This is a genomic window from Rhodococcus sp. NPDC060084, assembly GCF_042730335.1.
Taxonomy (GTDB): Bacteria; Actinomycetota; Actinomycetes; order Mycobacteriales; family Mycobacteriaceae; genus Rhodococcus.
Window position 1 is genome coordinate 20,184 of record NZ_JBHWWX010000039.1, and the last position, 21,783, is coordinate 41,966.

The window sequence follows — 21,783 nt, forward strand, 5'->3', positions numbered from 1 at the left end:
GATCATGACGGTGGTTCGTCCAGGACCGTCTCTTCGATGTCGGGATCGATGACATCGGGGTCCATGAGGTCGGGATCCATGAGGTCCGAGTCGACCTCGCCGATGTAACGCATCCCGTCGAATCGGCGCGCGAACCGCGCATCCACGGTGCCGAGGAAGACCTTCAGCATTTCGAGAAGGTCGTTCAAGTGGCGGGGAACGAACGGATCGCCGAGCATGTCGACCGTCGCGACCAGCCGATCCTCCACCAGCACCACCTTGATGTGAGGCCAGTCCCGGTTGAGATCGACGAGGGCGTCGGCCGCACCGGACCGTTCGGCGATACCGTGCAGCAGCGGCGCCCACAACTGGACGCGGTGCGCGGGACGGTCGACGACGACGAACACGGCGTGCGAGTCGAGGACGAGCACGAAGTCACCGTCGGCGTCCACCGGCGCCGGGCGGCCCAGACGACGAGACAACGTGTCCTTCACCCGGTCGCGCAGGGCGCCGTCGGCGAGCGCGTCATCGGTGTGCAGGAAGATCGGATGCACCACGTTGCGGTGGCCTCGCAGCACGGACACGACGTGACGAGCGAGTTCGTCGGCGTGTGCCACCGAGCGAGTGACGGTATCGGCACCGGCGACAGCGACCTGCACACGACCGTCGGGCATCGGCTGGATCCGCGCGTAGGTCGCCGGTCCGTGCGCGGTGTCCATGCTGATTCCGATGGACCCGGTGCCGGCCAGAGCAACTATGCGGTCGGCCAGGTTCTCACCGAACCGGTTCCAGTCCCGGTCCAGGACCTCATCGAAACGGTCGTTCTCGGTCACGCGCACTCCTCTCGAAGAGCAAAGGCGGGCAGCGGTCACGGTACTGCGGGTCACGGACATGCCCGTGCAGGCGCGCGGATGATCTTGCAACTCGTTACTGCCGTCCGGTGCGCGGGACGGCAGTCGTTGTTCGGGGCGGAGCAGTCAGTCGATCTGGCGCAACGTGTGCCGTCGCGCCCGTTCACCCACGATGAGCGGATCGGTGGACAGGTCGCGATACAGGCACACGCACAAACCGATCATGACCACCACGAACGGCACCGCCGCGATGATGGTCATCGTCTGGAGGGCGTTGAGAGCATTGGCGCCTCCGGTCCACAGCAGCAGCGCCGCGACGCCACCGGTGAGTGCACCCCAGAAGGCGACTATCCAGGGACTCGGCCGCAAGGTGCCGCGTTGGGTGAGACTTCCCATCACCATCGACGCCGCGTCCGCGCCGGAGACGAAGAAGATGGACACGAGCACCATGACGACGACGGTGGAGACACCGACCAGCGGAAGGTTGCCGAGCATGCCGAACAACTGTCCTTCCACGTTCTCCGCTCCCGCGACGTCGAGTCCGTCCTCCTGCTGACTGATCGCCGCGCCTCCGAAGACCGCGAACCACAGCAGACTCACGACGCTCGGGACGAGCATCACCCCGACGACGAATTCGCGGATGGTCCGGCCGCGGCTGATGCGGGCGAGGAACATCCCGACGAAGGGCGCCCACGACACCCACCACGCCCAATAGAAGATCGTCCAGCTCGACAGCCACTCCCCGGCCGGGCCGTTGGATGCGGCGGTCCGGGCCGACATCTGGGCGAAGTCTGCCGCATACGCCCCGAGGGTCGTCGGGATCAGATTGAGGATGAACACGGTCGGCCCGAACACGAAGACGAACAGCGCGAGGACGACCGCGAGGACCATGTTGATGTTCGACAACCACTGGATGCCCTTGGCGACTCCGGATACCGCCGAGGCGATGAAGGCCAGGGTCAGGATCGCGACGATCCCGACGAGCAGGGCAACGCCGGCCGTCTCGAGCCAGCCGGTGACCTCGAACCCCGACCCGATCTGCAACGCGCCGAGACCGAGCGACGCCGCGGTACCGAAAAGGGTCGCGTACAGGGCGAGGATGTCGATGAATTTCCCGAGCGGACCTTCCGCGCGATGACCCAGAAGAGGAATGAACGCAGCACTGATCAGCTGCTTGCGACCTCTCCGGAACGTTCCGTATGCGATGGCCAGCCCGACCACCGCATAGATCGCCCACGGGTGCAGGCCCCAGTGGAACATCGAGGTCGCCATTGCGGTGCCGGTGCCACCGACGGTGCCCGGTGGCTCGTCGATGTAGTGGCTCAGTGGCTCACCGACGCCGAAGAACATCAAGCCGATGCCCATGCCCGCACTGAACATCATGGCGATCCAGCTGACGGTGCGGAACTCGGGCGTCTCCCCGTCTTTGCCGAGGGGAATCCGGCCGTACTTGCTGAGTGCGAGCCACAGGACGAAGAACACGAACCCGCTCGCCGCGAGCACGAACAGCCAGCCCAGCTCGACGACGATCCAGTCGAGGGTGTTGCCGGTGATCGTGTCGAAGCTCTCGGTGTCCAGCAACCCCCACAGCACAATGGCCACTACCAGGCCGGCGGCGACTCCGAATATGACGCGGTCGGTTCGCGGCCGATCTCGGACCTCGGCAGAGGAAGTACCGACGCCCGGGTCCGGGGATTCTTCGGACACGCGCCGGTCGTGACGCAGACTCATTCGTCAAACCTTGCAATGTCCGCCGGGTTACGAGGCCTCTTTCGAAGAACTGTTCGGTACCGCAACACTCGAAACACGCTGACCAGGCACTTCTGCCGGGGTTTACCAACCCGACATCACGAAAGAAACGTCAGCCGGCGCGGAGCGCTGCGTGCACCAGCGCCAGGACTTCTTCGTCGGACACCCCGAGCGCACGGACGGTGGCCACGTATTCACTCGTCGCGCGCTGGGCTCCGATACGCGTGGGGTCGCCGTTCGCCGCGACGAATGTGCCGCCCCGGCCCTTCGTCTCCAGTACGCCGGATTGCTCGAGTTCACGGTAGGTCTTCGCGACCGTATTGGGCGCGATCCCGAGGGTCTCGGCGAAGCCGCGAACGGTGGGCAATTTCGTGCCGGAGATGAGGTCCCCGCGGTGGACGAGCTCGACAATCTGTCGGCGCAGTTGCTCGAAGGGCGGGACCGCCGAGTCGTGGTCGATGACGATATCGAGCATCTTGGCAGGTTAGCAGCGCTTCCCTGCCGTCACGGCCACAACGGAAAGCTAACCGGCGTTCACCCTCGTAGCGCCCCTCGGCGACGTCTTGCCGTCCTGCTCGAGCGAATCGTCACCACCCTGCCTGTACGTGCCCGTCTCGAGCAGGTCGCGGATCTGGATCAGCAGATCCGTCTCGCTCAGGGGTTCGTCCTCGGGTTCCTTGTCCGGCGCGAAGCGGGCCTTGGCAAGGTTGACCGGAAGAATCAGGACGAAGTACACGACCGCGGCGATGATGAAGAAGTTGATCCCCGCCGCGATCACCGCACCGATGTCGATGAAGGTGGCGTCGTTCGACGCGATGACCCGGAACCCGAAACCCATCTCGTTGTCGCCACCGACCGCTGCGATGAGCGGGTTGATGATGTTCGAGGTGAATGCGGTCACGATCGCGGTGAACGCGGCGCCCACCACCACCGCGACGGCGAGTTCGATGACGTTTCCGCGCAGCAGAAAGTCCTTGAAGCCTTTGAGCATGTGTCCCGCACGCCTTTCCGATGATCCCGTGTGGACGGGAGTGACCGCGGAATCGTAGAGCGCCGCGGCGACGGCGCCCAAACCGGCAGCTCCCGGGGACGGGCGACAGTGCAGAATCGAGCCATGGCAACCCACGCGACGATCTATCACAATCCCCGGTGCAGCACGTCCCGGAACACCCTGAAGCTGTTGCAGGAATCGGGGATCGAACCCACTGTGGTGAAGTACCTGGACACTCCGCCCTCACGCGAGGAACTGACGACGCTGCTCGCCGACGCCGGACTGAAGCCCAGCGAAGCGATCCGGTCCAAGGAAACGCTGTACAAGGAACTCGGCCTCGCCGGCTCGAGCGAGGACGACCTTCTCACGGCGATGGTGGAGAATCCGATCCTCATCGAGCGGCCGCTGGTGGTCACCGACAAGGGCACCGTTCTGGCCCGTCCGGTGGACCGGGTACGCAACATCATCTGACGAGACGGCCGACGGCCGGCCCGGGAGCTACGCGGGGGCTCGCGACAGCGGGCACGACATGCATCGCGGGCCGCCGCGGCCGGATCCCAGCTCCGACCCGGCGATTCGCAGCACTTCGATGCCGGAATCCTCGAGCCGGGTATTCGTCTCGACATTGCGTTCGTACGCGACGACCACTCCCGGCGCCACGGCGAGGGTGTTGTTCCCATCGTCCCACTGCTCGCGCTCGGCCACCACGGCGTCCAGACCGGTGTCGATCACCCGGATCTTCTCTATCCCCATCGCGTCGGCCGCAGCCTCGAGGAACGGCCGGGCGCCCGATATCCGGACTCCACCGTCGCCTGTGCTGCGAATCGTGAATGCCTGCAGAGATTCCCGAATCGCCGGATACATGACCACCGCGTCGACATCGACCATCGTGCACACGGTGTCGAGGTGCATCGACGCGCGCTGCTGCGCGATCGGCACCGCGAGCACAGTGTGCGCAATTCCGTCTTCGAAGGCACTGCGCGCGAGAGCTTCCGCCCCCGCAGGGCTGGTGCGTTCCCCCACGCCCACGGCGATGACACCGGGTGCCGGTAACAGCACGTCCCCACCCTCGACCGGAGCGGTGTGCGATTCGTACGCGCGGCGCACACCGAGGAATTTCGGATGGAACGCGTAGATGAGATCGGTGAGATTCGTTTCCCGTCGCCTCGCGGGCAGCGCGAGCGACGGGATTGCGACGCGCGGGCCGATCCAGAACGAGGAATCGCGCGTGAAGAGCAGGTTGGGCAGCGGCTCGATCGCGAAGTCGGCGCCGTGATGCATCATCCGCACCAGCGACGGCGCGACGTCCATGCCTTCGGCGGGAAGCTCGTCGAACGTCATGCCGGCGATGAGTATCCGGGCGAGGTCCGGGGCCGGCACCCCTCGCAGATGCCCCGCGAGTTCTTCCGCCAGTGGGTGCCCGAGACGACGCGGGTCGACGGCACTGGAAATACTCTGGACCCGCGCGGCCCCGCTCACCTCGAGGGTCTCGGTGAGGAGGTCGGCCAGCAGCAGGACCTCGACACCGCGACTACGCAACAGTTCGGCGAATGCGTCGTGTTCTTCCTGCGCACGTGCCACCCACGGCAGGGCATCGAACAACAACTGGTCGTTGTTCCGAGGTGTGAGCCGCTCGAGTTCCGCGCCGGGCCGGTGCAACATCACCGCCCGGAGCGCACCGACTTCGGAATCGACACCCCACGGAGCATTCATGCTCCGAATCTAGCGAGTGCGGGCGGGTTCGGCTCGGCCGGTGAGAGGATCACACGAACGTGTCGTCGCAAGCAGGAGGCCAGCCCGTGTCAGAGTCCGCGTCCCCAGACTCCCCCGATCCGCTGGGTGAACTGGCACCGTTCGCCGGTCGATGGACCGGTGCGGGGGAAGGCCACTACCCCACCGTCGACGACTTCGCCTACGTGGAGACGATCGAGCTGAATCCGTTGCCCGGCAAGCCTTTTCTCATGTATGTCAGCCGCACGAAACATCGCGACGACGGACGTCCGCTGCACACCGAAAACGGCTACCTCCGGCGGTCGGGCGGCGACATCGAGTTTCTCGTCTCGCAGCCCACAGGCTTCGTCGAAATCCAGCGTTCTCAGCTGTCACACGGGGTGCTCGACTTCACACCGGTGGTGTTCGAGCGGTCACCGGATGCGAAACCCGTCCGAGAGCTCAGGCGGAGGTTCGTACTCGACGGAGACACGCTGCGGTACGACCTCTGGATGGCACACGCCGACACTCCCCTCACCCACCATCTGCGCGCCGAGCTGCGGCGCGAGGGGTGACGACCCGCCGGAAGTAGTCGTTGGCCGCCTGCATGACCAGGTTGTAGGGGGCCGCGAACTTACGGGCCCACCAGTATCCGAATCGCGTGTCGAACGAGGTGTAGACGAGGAACCGGTTCTTCTTGATACCGGTGACGATGCACGCGGCCACCTTCTCGGGCGAGGCCGCGTGCTTGACGAAGCGTTGCGTGATCTTCCGGACCTCGGGACGGTCGCGATCGACACCCACGATCTGGACGCTGTCGACCAGAGGTGTGCGCACCGCGCCCGGGACCACGAGAGACACCCCGATCCCGTTGCGCTTGAGGTCGAACCGCAGCACCTCCGACACCCCGCGCAGCCCGAATTTGCTCGCGCTGTACGCGGAATGCCACGGCAGCGCGAGCAGTCCGGCGGCGGAGGAGACGTTGACGAGATGCCCGCCCCGTCCGGCTTCCATCATCGGCGGCACGAAGCTCTCGATCACGTGGATGGGACCCATGAGATTGACGTCCACCATCAATTTCCAGTGCTTGTGCTCGAGCCGGTCGACGGTCCCCCACACGGACACCCCCGCCACGTTGGCGACGATGTCGAGCGCTCCGCACCGCGAGTGGACGTCGTCCGCGAAAGCGGCCACCGCGTCGTAATCCGCGATGTCGAGCGCAGCCGAATGAAGTACGACGCCTCCGTCGTCCCTGACCTGCCGGACCACTGCTTCGAGGCCGTCCGCGGCCACGTCGGTGAGGACGAGTTCGGCTCCCTCGCCGGCGGCGTGGAGTGCCAGGGCGCGCCCGATTCCGCTCGCTGCGCCGGTTACCAGAAACTTGGTGCCGCGCAGGTCCTTGATCGCCATGGCGACACCCTAACGGCCATGGCGGCATTCGGTGCCGAGTCGATGATCAGAGGCGCTGTGCCATTTCCTCCTGGTACTGCTGGATGGTCCGCTCGATCGTCGTGCAGTCGTCGGTGCGACCTTCGCTGCGCGCGAGGTCTGCGCGTTCGCGCAGCACGCGGATGGCGCGGCGAAGCTCGTCATCACTCATCCTCTGGTCCATGGATCCAGTCTGAACGTTGGGGCACCACCACGCCAGCGGTCGGGTGTTGCGATTCGCCGGGTGTTCGGACGAGCCGGAGTGAATTCGTACGAGAAGGCGGCTCGCGACACGCTAGATTCGGGGGCATCCCAGCAGAGGAGAGTCCTGTGGGAACGGTGGTCATGTACGGCTCGGTGTCGGTGGACGGTTTCGTCGCGGACGAGCACGACCAGCCCGGACCGCTGTTCACCTGGTTCTCCGGCGGCGACGTCCCTCTGGACGAGAGCGACGTCATCACCGTGTCGCAGACGTCCTACGACTACATCCGCCCGTACTGGGACGCGATAGGGGTGACGATCGTCGGCCGGCACGTCTTCGACATGACGGACGGCTGGGACGGGGTGCCTCCGAGCGGTGTCGACCACGTGGTCGTCGTGACCCATCGGGCGGCGCCCGAGGGTTGGGACCCCGCGGCGCCGTTTCGCTTCGTCGACAGCATCGAGGCCGCTGTGGCCGAGGCGCAGGAACTTGCGGGTGACCGCGTGGTCGAGGTTGCCGCCGGCGAGGTCGGTGGCCAGGTGTTTGCCGCGGGCCTGGTCGACGAGGTGCGCATGGACGTCGTCCCCGTCGTGTTCGGGACCGGCAAGCGTTACTTCGGGTCGGTCGACGCGCAGCGCCTTCTGGAAGATCCTGACGTGGTGATCCGGGGCAACGGGGTGCTCCACGTGCGCTATCGGGTGCGCCGCTGATCGATCCGAGCGAATGTGGGACGAGTCCCCTGCGGACCTGGGGCACGGGGATACGAAAAAACCCTGCCCACCGATCACGGGAGCAGGGTTGGAACTTCGACCAAATGGTGGAGCTGAGGGGAATCGAACCCCTGACCTCTTCGATGCGAACGAAGCGCGCTACCAACTGCGCCACAGCCCCGTAGGTTCCTGACGGAACCGACTCGGAAACCTTAGCAAACCTCCCCACCCAAAACGAAATCGCGCCATCGGCACAGGTAGGGCACCTTTTCTTGCGCAACAGGCACACAGCGGAAGGCCCGCACCGACGCGGTGCGGGCCTTCTGTGCGTTCGGGTTACTGCCCCGCTGCGCGCGGGACGAAGTAGTCGCGGGGACGTTCGTCGTAACCGTGCTCGTCATAACCGTGCTCGGCGTAACGGGGCTCCTCGTAGCCCGGGTCGATGTGACCCGAGTCGTCCACGTAGTAGCCGAGGTGGTCGAAATCCGGGTCTTCGTCGTCGATTTCGAGGACCACGGCCCCCCGCCGGCGCAGACGCTCGGGGACCAGCCGGAGTTCTTCGTCGGTGCGCGACTCGACGCCGAGCCGTGACCGGTGCAGACGCGCCAGCCGGCGACGGCGGATCTCCTGCTCGAGCTGTACTTGGCGGCGGAGGTAGAAGAGGTAGCCGACGAGCGCCGCGGTCCCAGCGCCGCAGATCCACCACATCACCGACGACACGGTGAGCGCCAGCGCTGCGCTGAGGATCGCGGCGATCAGCAAGGCAAGGACCGTGCGCTGACGCGCGTCGTAGCGTTGCGCACTGGCCACGGCATCGGCGTGCGGGTCGAATCCGCCCCGGCCGCGGCGCTGCGGCACGAAGTCGCGTGCGGGCGCCCGTCCGGGACGGCGGGTACGTGCGAAATCGTCGTCCGAAGAGAAGTCTTCGTCGGTGTCTGTTCCGGGCCTGTCCTCGAGGTCTGTGTCCATGCGGTCCTCCGCTGGGTGTCCGTGCGCGTGATCACGACTCGGACGCCAGTTCGGGTCGCTGCGATGCCCGGCAGCCGGCCCACGGGGGGCGATCGGCTCGTCGTCACCGCGATGCAGAACCCTTGTCGCGAGCGCGGCGTCGGTCGTCTGCCGGATCCGTGGACGCTTGGTGACCAGCATGGGCACCAGAACGAACAACCACACGGCAACAAGCCCTATCCACAGGAGTGAATTCGGCATCCGGCGGCCCTCCTCCCAGTCGTCACCTGCTAGTCCGTCGGCGCCACCGACCTAACTCAGGCTAGCGGCATGTACACGATTACCCGTAGAGAAACGCCGACTCAGGCGACTACTGCTGCCACTCGAGTCACGCACTCCCACAGGACACATTGTTCACTCTAGTCACAGAATTCACCGGAAGCCTGAGGATTATCACTCAGGTTCGGAGTTACATTTGTTACACCGGTCGGAGGTTTCAAGACCACGTCGCGCGGCCACCCCGAACCAGGCGGTCGGACACCGAACCGGGAACCTCTTCGACGGTCATCGCAACCAGCATGTGGTCACGGAATCGGCCGTGCACGTCGAGATACCGCTGGAGCAGGCCTTCTTCGCGAAATCCGACGTTCTGGAGTACGGCGCGACTGGCAAGGTTCTCCGGACGGACGGTCGCCTCGACCCTGTGCAGACCCACGGGTCCGAAGCAGTGATCCAGCCCCAGCGCAACGGCCGCGGTGGCGACACCGAGACCGTTGACGTCCTTCTCCACCCAGTAGCCGATCCACGCAGAGCGCAGCGCCCCGCGCACGATGTTGCCGACCGTGATCTGTCCGCAGAAGCGCCCGTCGAGTTCGATGGCCATCGGGATCATGTGTCCCCTGTGCGCTTCGGCTCGCAGACTCCGGTACAGGCCGGGCCACACCGAGATGTGGTGCCGCATGTCCCACGGGGACTCTCCGGTGGGCTCCCACGGTTCGAGGTGCTCGCGGTCGCGCATCCTCAACCGGCTCCACGCCGCCGCATCGCGCAGTTTGAGCGAGCGCACGGTGACGAGACCGCCCGCCACCCGCAACGGCCCCAGCCGGGCCGGCCACCCGGGATGTCGCGACATCAACCGCGCTGCCCGAGGAACGCCACGTCCACCCGGTCGCCGGCGCGCACCTCGGAGGTTTCGGGTTCCACGATCACCAGGCAGTTCGCCTCGGCGAGCGTCGCGAGGAGATGCGACGACGCGCCCGCAGCACCCCCGAGTGCCTGAACGAGATACTCCCCGGTCGCCTCGTCGCGCAGCAGTTGCCCGCGGAGGTACCCCTTCCGGCCGGGGATGGAGGTGATGGGGGCGACGGTGCGAGCCGCCACGATGCGGCGCATCGGCTGTCGCCGTCCGAGCGCAATACGAATGAGCGGCCGCACCATCACCTCGAAGACGACGAGCGCACTGACGGGGTTCGCCGGCAACAGGAACGTCGGGACCTCGTCGCGGCCGAGTCTGCCGAAGCCCTGGACCGACCCGGGGTGCATCGCAACCCGTTCCACTTCGAGGTCACCGAGATCGGACAGGGCCTCCCTGACGTCTTCGAGGGCACCGCCGCCCACCGCTCCGGCGATCACCACGATCTCGGCACGGATCAGCTGACCTTCGACCACTTCGCGGAGTCGCTTGGGGTCGGTACTCGCGATGCCGACCCGGTTCACGTCCGCCCCGGCGTCGCGTGCCGCGGCCGCCAGCGCATACGAGTTCACGTCGTATACCTGCCCGGGGCCGGGGGTGCGCTCGACGTCGACGAGTTCTCCGCCGACGGAGATCACCGAGAGCCGGGGCCGGGGATGGACGAGCACTTTGTCGCGGCCGACCGCGGCGAGCAATCCCACCTGCGCGGCACCGATGATCGTGCCGGCGCGCACCGCGACGTCACCGGGCTGCACGTCGTCGCCGGTGCGGCGGACGTAGTCGCCCGAGCGCACCGTTTTGAGCACCTTGATGCGGGCGGTCCCCTGGTCGGTGTAGTCGAGCGGCAGGACCGCGTCGGCCAGTGTCGGCAGCGGAGCACCGGTGTCCACGCGGACGGCCTGGCGGGGCTGCAACCGGATGGGCTGCCGCGACCCTGCGCGCACTTCGCCGACGACGGGCAACACCACGTCGTCGGGTCCGTCGTCGTCTCCCGACTCCGAGGACCGGCCCTCCGCGAGCCGCACATCGACACTCCGCACGGCGTAACCGTCGATCGCGGCCTGGTCGAAGCCGGGTAGCGGCCGCTCTGTGACCACTTCTTCTGCGCACAGCAAACCCTGCGCTTCCGAAATGGCCACTCGGACCGGCCGGGGTGCGACTGCTGCCGCCGTCACCCTGGCCTGTTGATCCTCAACCGACCGCATACCGCTTCTCGACCTCCAGCCAGGTGCCGCCTGTCACTGTTCCAGGCGCTCGATCAGCCACTCGCGGAGCGAGGGACCGTACTCGTCCGTGTTCAACGCAGAGTCAACCGCAGCGCGAAGGTACCCGCCGGGATTTCCGAGGTCGTGTCGGGTGCCGCGATGCACGACCACATGGACGGGGTGACCCTCGGCGATCAGCAGGGCAATGGCGTCCGTGAGCTGGAGTTCTCCGCCTGCGCCGGGCTCGATGCGACGCAGTGCGTCGAAGATCGCCCGGTCGAGCAGATAACGGCCGGCAGCGGCGAAGGTGGAGGGGGCGTCTGCGACATCCGGCTTCTCGACCATGCCGAGGACCTTGAGCACGTCGGGGTTGACGGCATCGGGAACGATCTCGACGTCGAAGACGCCGTACGCGCTCACCTGCTCCTTCGGCACGTCGATCGCGCACAGCACCGAACCGCCGCGCTTGGCACGCACACGCTGCATGATCTCGAGGACACCGACGGGCAGCACGAGATCGTCGGGCAGCAGCACGGCGATTGCTTCTTCGTCGTCGTCGAGCGCTGCTTCCGCGCACGCCACCGCGTGGCCCAGACCGAGCGGCTTCTCCTGGATCACCGACTCGACTTCGAGCAGGCCCTGCGCCTTGCGCACCTTCGCGAGCAGTTCGTACTTGCCCTTTTCTTCGAGCTTCGACTCGAGAACGAGGTCTTCGACGAAATGCGCGACGACACCGTCCTTACCGGGCGCGGTCACGATCAGCAGGCGCTCCGCGCCGGATTCGGCCGCTTCGCCCGCCACGAGCTCGATGCCCGGGGTGTCGACCACAGGGAGTAGCTCCTTGGGGACCGTCTTCGTTGCGGGGAGGAACCGCGTACCCATGCCCGCCGCCGGGACAACCGCGGTCTTGAAGCGCCACGCCGCGCCGTCCGTTTTGTTCGTCATAGACTCCCACCCTAACTTCGGCCAACCGATCGGTGGCCCCGTGATCTTAAGGCGACCCGCATGGCCCGCACTTCCAAAGCACTCTGGCGTACCCGGATTATCTCCGCGCGACACCGCGTAGAAAGCGATCTTCGCCACGTCGAAGACGAAGCACTCGCGCGCACGGCCGCATCCCTGGCCCCCGCAGGCTCGACGGTCTGCGCGTACGTTCCCGTGGGTTCGGAGCCCGGTTCGACAGCGCTTCTCGACGCGCTGGTCGCCGCCGGTGTCACCGTCCTCGTGCCGGTGACCCGTGAGGGGTCGGCGCTCTCGTGGGCGGAGTATCGCGGCGAGTCTTCGCTGGTCGCAGCGAGTTTCGGGCTACGGGAACCCGCCGGCGACGTACTTCCGCCGGAGACGGTCGGCGACGCGCACACGGTGCTCGTACCCGCACTCGCTGTCGATGTCCGGGGCGTGCGACTGGGCCGGGGCGCGGGGTTCTACGACCGGACTCTCCACCTGGCCTCGCCCGATGCGAGGATCGTTGCCGTCGTACGCGACGACGAACTCGTCACAGAGTTGCCCGAGGATCCTCACGACATCCGCATGGGCTGGGCACTCACCCCGGAGAAAGGGCTGGTACGCCTCGGTGCGGGCAACCGTGCGGAACAACACACCCGCTAGCGTTGTTGGCACTGTCGGCGATAGAGTGCCAAAGCTGCGGTCTGACGAATACCGCGGTACGACGAACTGGCGGAGGATCAAGCGGTGCCCACCTACTCATATGCCTGCACGGCGTGCGACAACAAGTTCGACATTGTGCAGTCGTTCAGCGACGCTTCCCTGACCGAGTGCCCGGAGTGCAGCGGCAAGCTGCGCAAGCTGTTCAACTCGGTCGGCATCGTGTTCAAGGGCAGCGGCTTCTACCGCACCGATTCCCGCAGCGGCAGCACTGCAAGCGAGAGCGCGAAGAGCGACTCGAAGTCGAGCACCTCCGAGTCGGCCCCGGCTGCCTCCTCGTCGAACTCTTCCTCGACGAGCACGTCGTCGGCGAGCACCTCCTCGACCCCGGCCGCCGCAGCGAGCTGATCGCGGTTCTCCCCAGGCGCCCTGCACATCCCCAGGACGCCGAGCACACCTCTTCGCGAGACCGGCGGGCAGATCCGAACGCATAGCGTCGGCACATGCCCGTCGGTCCGTTGTCGTTTCCGCCCCGGTTCACTCCACCCGGGCGCGGCCGCCCGTCCGGGCCTTCCTCGCTCCAGCCGACCTTCCCCGACCGGATTGCCGAACGATTCCGGCCGGGCTGGGCACGTGCGGGTACCGCCCGGAAGGTGGGCGCAGGAGTTCTCGCCGTTCTCGCGACAGTCCTTGCGCTGCGCGGCAATCCGGACTCGGAACGCGTGCCCGTCGTCGTTGCTGCGCGGGATCTGAATCCGGGCAGCATACTCACCGCCGACGACCTCGCCGTCACCGACCGCGACGCTTCGAGCCTTGTCGCCGGCTCCCTCACCGACCCCGCGGACGCCGTGGGCCACACGCTCGCCGGTCCGGTCCCGAACGGTGAAATCCTGGTGGACGCACGATTGGTGGGACCACGCCTCGCGTCGGCGGCAACCGGCGACCACGACGCCCGGGTGGTGCCGATCAGGCTCGCGGACGCCGGGGTGGGCGAACTTCTGCGCGAAGGCGATCTCGTCGACGTCGTGACGGTGGCCGGGGGAACGGATGTCGCGGTTCCCGACGCGCATGTCCTGGCGCGCGGAGCGATCGTCGTTCTCGCGCAACGTGCGGACTCCGCCCGCGACCGGCACGAGCGGGTGATCCTGGTTGCCCTCGAACCGGGCCAGGCCACGGCGGTAGCAGCGGCGTCCCTCGTCAGTGCGCTCACGGTGACCCTGCACTGACGTTGACCCTGCACTGACGTTGACCGTGCGCTGACGGTGACCCTGCCCCCTGCATCGAGGTGGTGCCGGGCGCCTCACGGCGAAGTGCGCGAGTACGCCGTACCGAACGCCCGTCCGGTTTATCGTCGTGCTGTGGATGTGATCCACAGCACGTGCCCATGCTCGTTGCCGGAACCCCCGCACGAAGGAGAGCACCATGCTCAAAGGCTTCAAGGACTTCCTCCTCCGAGGAAACGTCCTCGATCTTGCTGTCGCGGTGGTCATCGGAGCCGCATTCACCGCGATCGTCACCGCATTCACCACGTTTGTCATCGAGCCTCTGATCGCCGCGCTCGGCGGCGACAACGAGTTGGGCTGGGGCTTCCAGATCGTCGCCGACAATCCGGCAACGTTCGTCAACGTGGGTGCGGTGATCACGGCCGCGATCAACTTCATCATCATCGCCGCGGTCGTGTACTTCGTGCTCATCCTTCCCGCCAACGCGGCGAAGAAGAAGTTCGTCAGCGAGGAGGCGGACAAGGAGGCGAGTGCCGAAGATCTGCTCATCCAGATCCGCGACATCCTCGAGGCACAGGCAGGCCAACCGGGCCAGGGCGGCGCACACACCCGGCCCACACCTGATCGTCCTTAGCTCTCTTGCACGAAAAAGACTGGGCCCACTCGGATTCCGAGTGGGCCCAGTCTGTGGTGCGGTTCGGCAGGTGCCGGACGTCTACTTAGACGGTCCAGACCTCACCGTAGGTGGTGACGTTGTCACCGTTTGCGGTGATCGCCCGGACGAACGGACGGACCTGGACAGCGCCGAGGACACCGGAGGCGGTGCCGTGGACGTTGGCGAACTGAACGGACTTGAAGTCACCGTCGAACTCGCCCTCGGCGACGACGAGCTCCTCGATGCCCGGAGCCGGGGTCAGCTCGAGCTCGGCGTATGCCTGCGGGAGGACGTCGGTGACCGTCGCCTCGACCACGTCAGTGGGGTTGAGGCCGAGCTCGAGGCCCGGGGTGGAGTAGGTGACGCCGATGGCGCCGTCGATGCTGCCGGCCCATGCGAACTGGTAACCGAACTGGAAGGTGGTGCCCTCCGCGTCGGCTGCACCCTCACCGAGGATGTTGGCGGTGCCGCGGCCGTTGTGGAAGAACTCGCGGTTGAACGGGCTGCCGCCGAGGGCCGGGGTGCCCTGGATGAAGGTGTCTTCCTGCGTCACCACGACCTCGAGGCCGTTGGAGACGATGCGGTTCTGATCGTTGACCTCGGCCGAAGCGGCACCGGAGGCACCGAGGACCAGACCGAGAACGGCGGCACCGGCCACAGTGGCGTTACGGGCGGCCTTGAAGCCACGCGACTTGATTCCCATGATTACTCCGTTTTTGGTGGTGGGTACTACTGGTGGGATGGGCAGTGCAGGACTCAGAGGGTCCAGACCTGGCCGTAGGTCGTGACGTTGTCGCCGTTGGAAGTGATGGCGCGCACGAAGGGGCGAACCGAAACCTGGCCGATGACGCCGGTGGCCGCACCGTGAACGTTGGCGATCTGGACTTCCTTGAAGTCGCCGTCGAACTCGCCTTCGGCGACCACAATTTCTTCGATGCCGGGGGCCTGCGACAACTCGACGGTGGCAGTTGCTTGCGGGAGAATGCTCCCCACCGTGCCGGTCGCGGTCTCTGTGAGCTTCACCGCGGGAATCTCGTTACCGTCATCATCCAGAATGGGGTTCCCGTCTTCGTCGCGGAGCGTGATGGGATTCCCTTCTGCGTCCTCGACTACCTCGTACTTGGAGGTCAGCTTCGCCGAAAGGCTGGGGCTCGACCAGTTGAACCCGATCGCACCGTCTACCGACGCCGACCATGCGACCTGGTAACCGAACTGGAAGGTCGTGCCCTCGAAATCTGCAGCGTCGGGGCCGACGATGTTGGCGAGGCCACGGCCGTTGTGGAACCACTCACGGCTCAGGGGGCTGCCGCCGATGGGGGGAACACCCTGGATGAAGGTGTCCTCCTGCGTGACGATCACTTCGTTGCCGTCGGAGACGATCCGGTTCTGGTCGTTGACCTCTGCGCTCGCGGCGCCGGTCGATCCGAGAACCAGACCGGCCACGGCGGCCGCCGCCACCGTGGCGTTGCGGGCGGCTCTGAAACCGCGTCGCGTCTGAATCTTCATGAATGCCTCATCCGTTCTCTGAGTGCCGGGTGGCGCACCCGCGTCCGGCACTGCTGGTCGCCCTCGTCGCCCGCGAAGGCGTTCTCCACAGCGAACGCACCGCCGGAGTGCCCGCCGGTGCGTTCGGTGCGTCAATCGTCCACACGGTTTTGCGTTACCGATTCGAGATCGAAGAGCCGGTGTGTGAGACCTCTCCGCGACCTGATCGAACCTGAGAGGGAGATTAGACCGTGACCTTTCGCGGGGCAACGGCTAGAGATTCACGCGAGCCGGACATTCGGGGCTGTGAGCCCGTCGCTCCACGAGGCTTTCTGTACTCGCGCCCACAACGGGCGAATGTGACAGCGTTCGCGCGCCTGCCGGACAGGCGAGTCCGGGCGAGAATGCGTTTCAGCAGGTGAGAGTGGGGATTCCCCGAGCAGGCGGCGCAGAAACCTCCCGGGATTGTGTCGGGGGGCACAGGATCTGCCTGGTGGTGAACGAGGACGCGAACCGAACGGAATGTTTCGGGAACGTTTCGTTGCCGCCTGTAACGGGTTCATCTCAGAGCAAGGTTAGGCTTGCCAACGTGAGGTAGATCACACATGTCCGTGGTGTGGAGGCACTTGCTGACGCAGCCATTCGTCGGAATCGCGCCCACCTTCTCGCCTCTCCTCCCCTCCGCCCCGTTCGTCACGGGTGGTCTCGGGAAGCACGTCGCCGAAGATGCGCGCGAGCCGCGCCCGGTCGATCCGGGCGCGGCTCGGGGACGGTGACGCAGGCCGATCGGCTGCGTTGTCGGCGGGGGTCCCGCACGACTCGTCGTTCGAAATGGTCCTACTCCTCCACTCGCGAGAATTCCTGAATCACATGTGCCGCCAGCGGCAGCAACGTCGCCATGCCGTCCCTGATCGCGGCGCGCGACGACGGCAGGTTGGCGACCAGCGTCGAGCCGGACACCCCCACGAGCCCGCGCGACAATCCGGCATGCACATTGCCGGACGCCAGACCGGACGCACGTAGCGCCTCGGTGATGCCGCGGATCTCGTGATCGAGGACGTCGGCCGTGGCGTCGGGAGTCACATCACGGGGCATGACACCGGTGCCACCCACCGAGATCACCAGATCGACACCGCCGATCACGGCGGTATTGAGTGCATTGCGGATCTCGACCTCGTCTGCCGCGACCGTAACCACACCGTCCACCGCGTATCCGGCTTCCACCAGCAGCTCGGTGACGAGCGGACCGGCCGCGTCGGGGCTGTCCCCGTGGGATACCCGGTCGTCGACGATGACGACCAGGGCGCGGCCGATTCTCAGGTCTTCGAGTTCCATGACACCCACGGTAGTTCGCGGCTGCGGCGGACGCGCTGCATGCGCGGAATTGTGAGCTATGTCCATTTTTCGGCTCCTCGCCGCTCTACCCCGACGTCGTTTCGACATCGACGGTGTTCTGGTTCCCGTTCGCATCCTGGTAGGTGATCTTCACCGTCTCGCCAGGAGCATGCGAACGGATCGCCGCGATCAGCGCATCACCGTCGGTAATGACCCGATCGTCGACCTTGACGATGAGAGAGCCGGCGGGAATTCCCGCACGCTCGGCAGGCCCGCCCGCGACCACTTCGGCGACACGCGCGCCGTTGTCCTGGCTCTGGGACGGCACCTGGACGCCGATGACGGCGTGCTGCGCCGTCCCTGTATCGATCAGTTGATCGGCGATACGACGAGCCTGGTTGACGGGGATGGCGAAGCCCAGCCCGATCGATCCGGACTGCGACCCGGCCGTGGCGATCGCGGTGTTGATCCCGACGAGACGCCCCTCCATGTCGACGAGCGCGCCGCCCGAGTTCCCCGGGTTGATCGCGGCGTCGGTCTGGATCGCGTCGATGACCGAACTCTGGTTACCCGTCTGCCCACTGGTGGACACCGGCCGTTCGAGTGCGGAGACGATGCCCGCGGTGACCGTGCTCTCCAGCCCGAGCGGTGAACCGACGGCGACGACTTCCTGTCCCACCTGGATGTTGTCGGAGTTGCCCAGTTCGATCGGGGTGAGATCGTTGCGGCCCTCGGTCCGGATCACGGCGATATCGGAGACGGCATCGGCCCCTTCGATCGTCGCGGGAGCCGAGGTGCCGTCGGAGAAGTACACCGTGAGCTGTCCTCCGCCGCCCGCACCCTCGACGACGTGGTTGTTCGTGAGGATCAACCCATCCGAGGAGAGAACGACGCCCGAGCCTTCACCGCTGCTGTTGCGACCCATCACCTCGATCCGCACCACACTCGGCACCACTTTCTGGGCGACCGCCTGGACGCTGCCCTCGGGTGCCTCGACGACCGTGACGTTCTCCTCCGCGGGCGTATCGAGCGAGTTGACCACCGCGGTACCGCCACCGGAATCCTTGACCGCCCACGCGCCTACTGCCCCACCGATGCCGCCACTGACGATCGCGAGTGCGATCGCGCCGACCGCCAGCGCCGAACGGCCGGGCATACGCCCCGTGCCCCGGGTCTGCTGTGGGTACGGCCCCTGTGGATACGGGCCGGTGGGCTGACCCGGGCCGTACGGCCCCGGCGACTGGCCCGGGCCGGTAGCGCCCGTCGGTTGCGCCGGCCCGTACGGACCGGTGGGCTGCCCTTGCCCATAGGGGTGCGGTTGCGGCGAACCTGCGCCGCGGGTGGGGTCATCGTTCATGGTCATCGCCTTCATCCGATTCGAGCACCAGGACGAGCGTCCGGTCGCCCGAAGCGCGGTGGCGCTTCGGCGTCCGCTTCCCAGGATGGACTGCTCATCTGAGAACCGGCTTAATATTCGGCTCCTAAATCCCTGTCAGTCCGCGACGGCCCGGTCCGCTACGCCCGGTCGGTCCCGGTGTCGTCACCGAGATCGGGGGTTCCCGGCAGCACAATGCGGATCAGCGCCCCACCTCGCTCCGAACGGTCGACGGCGATGGTGCCGCCGTGCTTCATGACGATCTGCCGGACGATGGCCAGGCCGAGGCCCGAGCCCGGCATCGAGCGAGCGCTCGTCGCGCGGTAGAAACGCTCGAAAACCAGTTCGCGTTCTTCTTCCGGGATGCCCGGGCCGGCGTCGTCCACCGTGATTTCCATCAGGCCGGGGCCGATCTGCCGCATCCGCACGAACACCTCTGCTCCGGCGGGGCTCCATTTCGCCGCGTTGTCGAGGACGTTGACCATCGCTCGGGTGAGCGCGGCGTGGTCGCTGAACACGTACCACGGCTCGGTGACCGCGGTGAAGACCACGTCGGTCCGTCGTCGTCGTGCCCGCTCGAGACTCCGATCGACCACCTCCGCGATGTCCACGGCCTCGAACACCGCCTCCGGCGCGTCCTCGCGCGCAAGATCCACCAGGTCGCCGACCAGCGTGGACAACTCTTCGATCTGCCCGACGACGTCTTCGCGAAGCTCTGCCATGTCCTCGGGGGGCAGACTCGGCGCACCGGGTCTACTGGCCGCGATGAGCAGTTCCATGTTGGTGCGCAGCGAGGTCAGAGGCGTTTTCAGCTCGTGTCCCGCATCCGCGACCAGCCTGCTCTGCCGTTCGCGCGACTCGGCGAGCGCCCGCAACATCATGTTGAAACTCTCGGTGAGCCTCGCCAGCTCGTCGTGTCCGCTCACCCGGATCGGCCTCAGGTCGTCGGTGCGCGCGACCCGCTCGGCGGCGGCCGTCAGCCGCGCGACCGGTCTCAGGCCGGTCCGGCCGACGGTCGCTCCCACGGCCGCGGCCAGCACGACGCCACATCCACCGACGACGAAGAGCACGCTCGCCATCCGGTTCAGCACTTCCACGGTGGGCCGCAGCCGTTGTGCGATGACCACCGTGCTGCCGCCGGGCATGCGCTGGGCGAGGACGCGTTGCTGGTCCACCGTCCGTAGCGACGACTCGCGCTCGCCCTCCGCCACGGCCAGCTCCGGTTCGCCGACCGGTACCGACGATCCGGGCGGGACGTACCGGCTCAGGTCGCTGTAGATCAACGCGACGCTGATGTCGGAACTGTAGAGCTGCGCGCCACCGATGTATCGCGGGTCGTAGGTGATGAGCGTGCTCGACTCGACCAGCGCCTCGGCGCGGGCACGTAGCTGCTGATCGACGTCGGAATACAGCGCGCGGGCCACGACGGCATATGCGGCGATCGAGGTGACCGCCACGGCGAGGGCGACAGCGCCTGCCGCGAGCAGTGTGACGCGGGTGCGCAGGGGCACCGACCGCGTCAGCAGCATCGGCGGCCGCATCTTCGACTTCACGGTGCGGTCTCGCGCAACACGTACCCGACACCGCGCACGGTGTGGATCAGGCGGGGTTCACCCCCGGCCTCGGTTTTCCGGCGCAGGTAGCCGACGTAGACCTCGAGAGCATTACCCGAGGTGGGAAAGTCGTATCCCCACACCTCCTCGAGAATCCGGCTGCGCGACAACACTCGTCGCGGGTTCGCCATCAGCATTTCCATCAGGGCGAACTCCGTGCGGGTGAGACTGATCCGGCGGTCGCCCCGGGTGACCTCGCGGGTCGCGGCGTTGAGTGTGAGGTCCTCGAACCGCATCGTCTCTTCGGCGGACGCATCGGGGTCCGGGGTGGCGCGGCGGAGCAGTGCCCGCAGGCGGGCGAGCAGTTCCTCGAGTGCGAACGGCTTGGGAAGGTAGTCGTCTGCTCCGGCGTCGAGTCCCGCCACCCGTTCGGAGACGGAATCGCGGGCGGTGAGGACGAGGATCGGCAAGTCGTCGCCGGTGCTGCGCAGCCGCCTGCACACCTCCAGGCCGTCGACGCGCGGCATCATCACGTCCAGCACCATGGCGTCGGGCCGTGACGCCACGACGTGTTCGAGCGCCTCCTGTCCGTCCGACGCGAGGTCGACGGTGTATCCGTTGAAGCTGAGAGAGCGGCGCAGCGATTCCCGCACTGCCCGGTCGTCGTCGACCACCAAGATGCGCATGGTTCTCAGTGTGGACCGGACCGCTGAGAATTGACTGAGGGGCGTGCCGTGCGGCCGGAATCGTACTGCGGTCTGCCCTGCTCGTCGCGTCCGGTAAGATTGCTCAATCGAGACGCTGCGGACGGCCGCCCGCGCGGCCACCTGCGGAAGTTCGGGCTCTCACGAGGGCGCGTACGTGAAGTCGCCCACCGCGGGGAAATACCCGGCGTCCACAAAGTCGAGCTGGTGAGGAGCGAGATATGGCAGTCAAGCGAGGACCGTCCAAGAAGTCGCGTGCCGTAGAGGGACGCAAGCCCAAGAAGAATCCCCTCTTCGCGGCAAAGATCGATTACGTCGACTACAAGGATGTGAACCTGCTCCGCACGTTCATCTCCGACCGCGGCAAGATCCGCAGCCGTCGCGTGACCGGCCTGACCCCGCAGCAGCAGCGCCAGGTGGCCATCGCGGTGAAGAACGCGCGCGAGATGGCTCTCCTCCCCTACATCAGCAGCAAGTAGGCGCACGCCGCAGATTCCGACGACCGCCCCTTCCGTAGTCACGGGAGGGGCGGTCGTCGTATGCGCGGACGGTGCTCGGCGCCGACCCCACGTCCGAGCGGTGAATCGGGCAAACTGGGCATTATCATCGCCACACGGGTAAACCGCCTGCATTTCGCCCAAATTTCGGGAACTCCTGTTGGCACCTGGCCCGATTCCCGGATAGGTTTTTGTTCGCTGGAACGAATCGCACTGCCGGGGAGGACAGAGGATCGTTTCAGCGGAGTGCCCCCTATAGCGCGACGGCTCACCAGTCCCCACCGACACCGAGCCTTCCCGCGCATGACGACCGGGGGCATTCACCCCGTCCGCTGCCCCACTGGGGGCAGGCTGTCGGGGACACCCCGCCGACGGCGGGCTCACGC

At 66.6% G+C, this 21,783-nt stretch carries 26 protein-coding genes, 1 tRNA gene and 1 pseudogene; 9 read left to right on the plus strand and 19 right to left on the minus strand.

Annotated elements, in window-relative coordinates; all coding sequences use genetic code 11:
* Window positions 1-2: 2 nt before the first annotated feature.
* The 4 genes from ACFWBU_RS17430 to mscL (ACFWBU_RS17445) all read right to left on the minus strand — a co-directional run bounded on the left by ACFWBU_RS17430 (window position 3) and on the right by mscL (ACFWBU_RS17445) (window position 3,570).
* A complete protein-coding gene (locus ACFWBU_RS17430; protein WP_206037043.1) occupies window positions 3-812 on the minus strand; it encodes a hypothetical protein in 810 nt (269 codons plus the stop codon).
* Window positions 813-956: 144 nt separating this feature from the next.
* A complete protein-coding gene (locus ACFWBU_RS17435; RefSeq protein WP_378528831.1) occupies window positions 957-2,561 on the minus strand; it encodes a BCCT family transporter in 1,605 nt (534 codons plus the stop codon).
* A gap of 130 nt (window positions 2,562-2,691) precedes the next feature.
* Window positions 2,692-3,054, minus strand: a complete 363-nt coding sequence (locus tag ACFWBU_RS17440; RefSeq protein ID WP_169621468.1) for a GntR family transcriptional regulator — start codon at window positions 3,052-3,054, stop codon at window positions 2,692-2,694.
* A gap of 48 nt (window positions 3,055-3,102) precedes the next feature.
* Window positions 3,103-3,570, minus strand: a complete 468-nt coding sequence (gene mscL / locus ACFWBU_RS17445; RefSeq protein WP_378528832.1) for a large conductance mechanosensitive channel protein MscL — start codon at window positions 3,568-3,570, stop codon at window positions 3,103-3,105.
* 123 nt (window positions 3,571-3,693) lie between these two features.
* Here mscL (ACFWBU_RS17445) and arsC point away from each other — a divergent pair, with 123 nt between their 5' ends.
* Complete coding sequence (gene arsC, locus ACFWBU_RS17450) at window positions 3,694-4,041, plus strand: arsenate reductase (glutaredoxin) (RefSeq protein ID WP_378528833.1); 348 nt, start codon at window positions 3,694-3,696, stop codon at window positions 4,039-4,041.
* Window positions 4,042-4,068: 27 nt separating this feature from the next.
* Here the strand turns inward: arsC and arcA are convergent, their stop codons facing one another.
* A complete protein-coding gene (gene arcA, locus ACFWBU_RS17455; protein WP_169652549.1) occupies window positions 4,069-5,283 on the minus strand; it encodes an arginine deiminase in 1,215 nt (404 codons plus the stop codon).
* Between the two features lie 86 nt (window positions 5,284-5,369).
* On the opposite strand from arcA, the gene ACFWBU_RS17460 reads away from it, so the two are divergent.
* Complete coding sequence (locus tag ACFWBU_RS17460; protein WP_169621464.1) at window positions 5,370-5,855, plus strand: FABP family protein; 486 nt, start codon at window positions 5,370-5,372, stop codon at window positions 5,853-5,855.
* On the opposite strand, the gene ACFWBU_RS17465 is transcribed toward ACFWBU_RS17460, so the two are convergent.
* On the minus strand, window positions 5,815-6,690 hold the full coding sequence (locus tag ACFWBU_RS17465) for an SDR family oxidoreductase (RefSeq protein WP_169621463.1): 876 nt from the start codon (window positions 6,688-6,690) through the stop codon (window positions 5,815-5,817). The genes ACFWBU_RS17460 and ACFWBU_RS17465 overlap by 41 nt on opposite strands.
* 46 nt (window positions 6,691-6,736) lie before the next feature.
* Window positions 6,737-6,880 carry a hypothetical protein gene (locus ACFWBU_RS17470; RefSeq protein ID WP_169621429.1) on the minus strand — a complete coding sequence of 48 codons (144 nt, stop codon included), beginning with the start codon at window positions 6,878-6,880 and terminating at the stop codon, window positions 6,737-6,739.
* 158 nt (window positions 6,881-7,038) lie between these two features.
* Here ACFWBU_RS17470 and ACFWBU_RS17475 point away from each other — a divergent pair, with 158 nt between their 5' ends.
* Window positions 7,039-7,620, plus strand: coding sequence for a dihydrofolate reductase family protein (locus ACFWBU_RS17475; RefSeq protein ID WP_169652552.1), 582 nt, complete (start codon window positions 7,039-7,041; stop codon window positions 7,618-7,620).
* Between the two features lie 105 nt (window positions 7,621-7,725).
* Here ACFWBU_RS17475 and ACFWBU_RS17480 read toward each other — a convergent pair.
* The 5 genes from ACFWBU_RS17480 to ACFWBU_RS17500 form a co-directional block, all read right to left on the minus strand.
* Window positions 7,726-7,801, minus strand: a tRNA-Ala gene (locus ACFWBU_RS17480).
* Window positions 7,802-7,956: 155 nt separating this feature from the next.
* Window positions 7,957-8,829, minus strand: coding sequence for a gephyrin-like molybdotransferase receptor GlpR (gene glpR / locus ACFWBU_RS17485; protein WP_169652553.1), 873 nt, complete (start codon window positions 8,827-8,829; stop codon window positions 7,957-7,959).
* Window positions 8,830-9,064: 235 nt separating this feature from the next.
* Window positions 9,065-9,700 carry a GNAT family N-acetyltransferase gene (locus ACFWBU_RS17490; protein ID WP_169621461.1) on the minus strand — a complete coding sequence of 212 codons (636 nt, stop codon included), beginning with the start codon at window positions 9,698-9,700 and terminating at the stop codon, window positions 9,065-9,067.
* A complete protein-coding gene (gene glp / locus ACFWBU_RS17495; RefSeq protein WP_378528835.1) occupies window positions 9,700-10,965 on the minus strand; it encodes a gephyrin-like molybdotransferase Glp in 1,266 nt (421 codons plus the stop codon). Before glp ends, ACFWBU_RS17490 begins: the two co-directional genes overlap by 1 nt.
* A 33-nt stretch (window positions 10,966-10,998) precedes the next feature.
* Window positions 10,999-11,910, minus strand: coding sequence for a UTP--glucose-1-phosphate uridylyltransferase (locus tag ACFWBU_RS17500; protein ID WP_169621459.1), 912 nt, complete (start codon window positions 11,908-11,910; stop codon window positions 10,999-11,001).
* A 60-nt stretch (window positions 11,911-11,970) separates the two neighbouring features.
* On the opposite strand from ACFWBU_RS17500, the gene ACFWBU_RS17505 reads away from it, so the two are divergent.
* From ACFWBU_RS17505 to mscL (ACFWBU_RS17520), 4 genes are all read left to right on the plus strand, one after another.
* Window positions 11,971-12,573 carry a 5-formyltetrahydrofolate cyclo-ligase gene (locus ACFWBU_RS17505; protein ID WP_169652555.1) on the plus strand — a complete coding sequence of 201 codons (603 nt, stop codon included), beginning with the start codon at window positions 11,971-11,973 and terminating at the stop codon, window positions 12,571-12,573.
* A gap of 84 nt (window positions 12,574-12,657) precedes the next feature.
* A complete protein-coding gene (locus ACFWBU_RS17510) occupies window positions 12,658-12,978 on the plus strand; it encodes an FmdB family zinc ribbon protein (RefSeq protein ID WP_378528836.1) in 321 nt (106 codons plus the stop codon).
* A gap of 95 nt (window positions 12,979-13,073) precedes the next feature.
* Window positions 13,074-13,796, plus strand: a complete 723-nt coding sequence (locus tag ACFWBU_RS17515; protein ID WP_378528837.1) for an SAF domain-containing protein — start codon at window positions 13,074-13,076, stop codon at window positions 13,794-13,796.
* A 196-nt stretch (window positions 13,797-13,992) separates the two neighbouring features.
* Window positions 13,993-14,427 carry a large conductance mechanosensitive channel protein MscL gene (gene mscL, locus ACFWBU_RS17520; RefSeq protein ID WP_378528838.1) on the plus strand — a complete coding sequence of 145 codons (435 nt, stop codon included), beginning with the start codon at window positions 13,993-13,995 and terminating at the stop codon, window positions 14,425-14,427.
* A gap of 85 nt (window positions 14,428-14,512) precedes the next feature.
* Here the strand turns inward: mscL (ACFWBU_RS17520) and ACFWBU_RS17525 are convergent, their stop codons facing one another.
* From ACFWBU_RS17525 to ACFWBU_RS17555, 7 genes are all read right to left on the minus strand, one after another.
* Entirely contained in the window at window positions 14,513-15,151 is a 639-nt protein-coding gene (locus ACFWBU_RS17525) for an MspA family porin (RefSeq protein ID WP_378528839.1), read from the minus strand.
* Between the two features lie 53 nt (window positions 15,152-15,204).
* Window positions 15,205-15,954 (minus strand): MspA family porin, encoded by a 750-nt coding sequence (locus ACFWBU_RS17530; RefSeq protein ID WP_378528840.1) that lies wholly within the window; start codon window positions 15,952-15,954, stop codon window positions 15,205-15,207.
* 578 nt (window positions 15,955-16,532) lie between these two features.
* Window positions 16,533-16,766 (minus strand): hypothetical protein, encoded by a 234-nt coding sequence (locus ACFWBU_RS17535; protein WP_346765158.1) that lies wholly within the window; start codon window positions 16,764-16,766, stop codon window positions 16,533-16,535.
* A gap of 4 nt (window positions 16,767-16,770) precedes the next feature.
* Window positions 16,771-17,268: a molybdenum cofactor biosynthesis protein B gene (locus tag ACFWBU_RS17540; protein ID WP_206037042.1), complete on the minus strand. Its 498-nt coding sequence runs from the start codon at window positions 17,266-17,268 to the stop codon at window positions 16,771-16,773.
* A gap of 85 nt (window positions 17,269-17,353) precedes the next feature.
* Window positions 17,354-18,625: a trypsin-like peptidase domain-containing protein gene (locus ACFWBU_RS17545; protein WP_169652579.1), complete on the minus strand. Its 1,272-nt coding sequence runs from the start codon at window positions 18,623-18,625 to the stop codon at window positions 17,354-17,356.
* Window positions 18,626-18,783: 158 nt separating this feature from the next.
* Window positions 18,784-20,184 carry an ATP-binding protein gene (locus ACFWBU_RS17550; RefSeq protein WP_378528843.1) on the minus strand — a complete coding sequence of 467 codons (1,401 nt, stop codon included), beginning with the start codon at window positions 20,182-20,184 and terminating at the stop codon, window positions 18,784-18,786.
* A gap of 8 nt (window positions 20,185-20,192) precedes the next feature.
* A complete protein-coding gene (locus tag ACFWBU_RS17555) occupies window positions 20,193-20,882 on the minus strand; it encodes a response regulator transcription factor (RefSeq protein ID WP_169621450.1) in 690 nt (229 codons plus the stop codon).
* Window positions 20,883-20,954: 72 nt separating this feature from the next.
* Here ACFWBU_RS17555 and ACFWBU_RS17560 point away from each other — a divergent pair.
* Window positions 20,955-21,164, plus strand: a pseudogene (locus ACFWBU_RS17560) (hypothetical protein); the annotation flags it as partial.
* Window positions 21,122-21,379, plus strand: a complete 258-nt coding sequence (gene rpsR / locus ACFWBU_RS17565) for a 30S ribosomal protein S18 (protein ID WP_072699716.1) — start codon at window positions 21,122-21,124, stop codon at window positions 21,377-21,379. The pseudogene ACFWBU_RS17560 and the gene rpsR, both read left to right, overlap by 43 nt.
* The last annotated feature ends 404 nt before the right edge of the window (window positions 21,380-21,783 follow it).